The organism is Streptomyces sp. NPDC004610 (assembly GCF_040609715.1).
In the GTDB taxonomy this organism is placed as follows: domain Bacteria; phylum Actinomycetota; class Actinomycetes; order Streptomycetales; family Streptomycetaceae; genus Streptomyces.
Genome location: NZ_JBEXLA010000092.1, coordinates 1 through 1,482, shown reverse-complemented (window position 1 = coordinate 1,482; position 1,482 = coordinate 1). Strand labels below are relative to the sequence as shown.

1 pseudogene is annotated in these 1,482 nt (G+C 66.9%); it reads right to left on the bottom strand.

The features are described 5' to 3' along the window. Nucleotides 1–1,482: pseudogene (locus tag ABZX40_RS41490) on the bottom strand (hypothetical protein); the annotation flags it as partial.

Here is a 1,482-nt window from a genome sequence, read left to right as displayed (position 1 = left end):
CCCAGGCCGAGTTTGGTGGTGATGTCGTTGAGGGTGTTCTTGAGGCCGGAGCCGAGGAACTCGGCGTTGATGTCGAGTGCCCTGGTGAGGCGTTCGCTGAGCATCGCCGAGTAGAAACCCGCCGAGCTGCCGGTGAACTCCTTCGTGGTGAAGCCGTTGTAGAGGACCTCCGAGCCGTACCCGAGGAGTCCTTCGCCGACTCCGTCGACGAGGAAGTTCAGGATCTTGGCGCCGATTCCCTTCTGGTCGAAGAGGCCGCCCACCCCGATCGACATCGCCCGGACCACATCGTCGCCGTAGGCGTCCGGGAGGGCGCTCTCACGCAGGACCCGGCTCAGGGAAGGCCCCAGATTGGGGTCCATCATGTTCTCGGCGTACGTGCGTGCCCAGGTCCGGCCCAGGTTCTCGGCGGCCTCCCCGCCCAGGTCGTCACCGAAACGGCGGGCGAACAGAACACCCATGGCGTCGGTGAACCCCGCCGTCTGGAACAGCGGGTCGGCCCCGTCACGGCTGAACGTGTTCGAGAACGCGGCCAGGGAGTCCGTGAAGTCCCGCGCGAACACCCGGTCCACACCCGGACCCCCGCCCCCCGTCCCGGGGGTGGGCAGGCCGGTCGTGGGCGGCGGGTTCAGATCCCCTTCGGGGCGGGGGCGCGGCACGGGTGACGGGGCTCCGCCGCCGCCGTTGTCGTCGAGGTCGTCCGCGTTCCGGGTCACATTGCGGTTGACGCCGGGGCGTTTCTCCAGGGACTGGGCCAGCTCGTTGAACAGCTTCTTGCGGGAGCCGCTGCCGATCAGGTCGGTCAGCTTCTTCGCGAACCAGGCCGTGGCGAACTGCATCGGGACCGCGAGACCGCCCTGGACCGCGCCGAAACCCACCGCCTGGACCAGGTAGTCCGAGCCCTTCCTGGTGGTCTTGCCCTGCTGGGCCAGCATCCACTGCGTCAGCCGGTCCATCGCCACCGCGAGACCGATGTTGATGACCTGCTGCATCAGGATCGACATCAGCACCCGCATGACCAGACTCCGCAGGATCGCCTGGTACAGCGACCGCAGCATCGCCTGCCGGATCATCGCCCCGAACGGGTTCCAGATCGCCATGATCAGCGTGAACGCCCACTCCAGCAGGAACATCGCCATCTGGAGCAGGATCATCAGATTCGTGTAGTCGACCTGATACGCCGACTCGTCCGCGAAGTCACCGACCTCACGCGCCGCCTGCCGCAACCCCTCCAGAGCCGTCCGGCCCTCCGGCGACGCCAGCGTCAGCATCGCCTCGTAATACGCCTCACTCCACTCACCCGTCGAGTTCGACGACGTCGACTGAGCGATCCGCACCACCAACTCCTGCACCTGGGCCAGCTGCTCCTCCAGCTCCCGCTGCGGCTGCACCAGATACGCACGCATCAACGCCGAATCAGCACTGGGCATTTCCTGGCCCGTGAGGGCCAGGAACAAGCCGTTGAAATCCTCGGCGGCCATG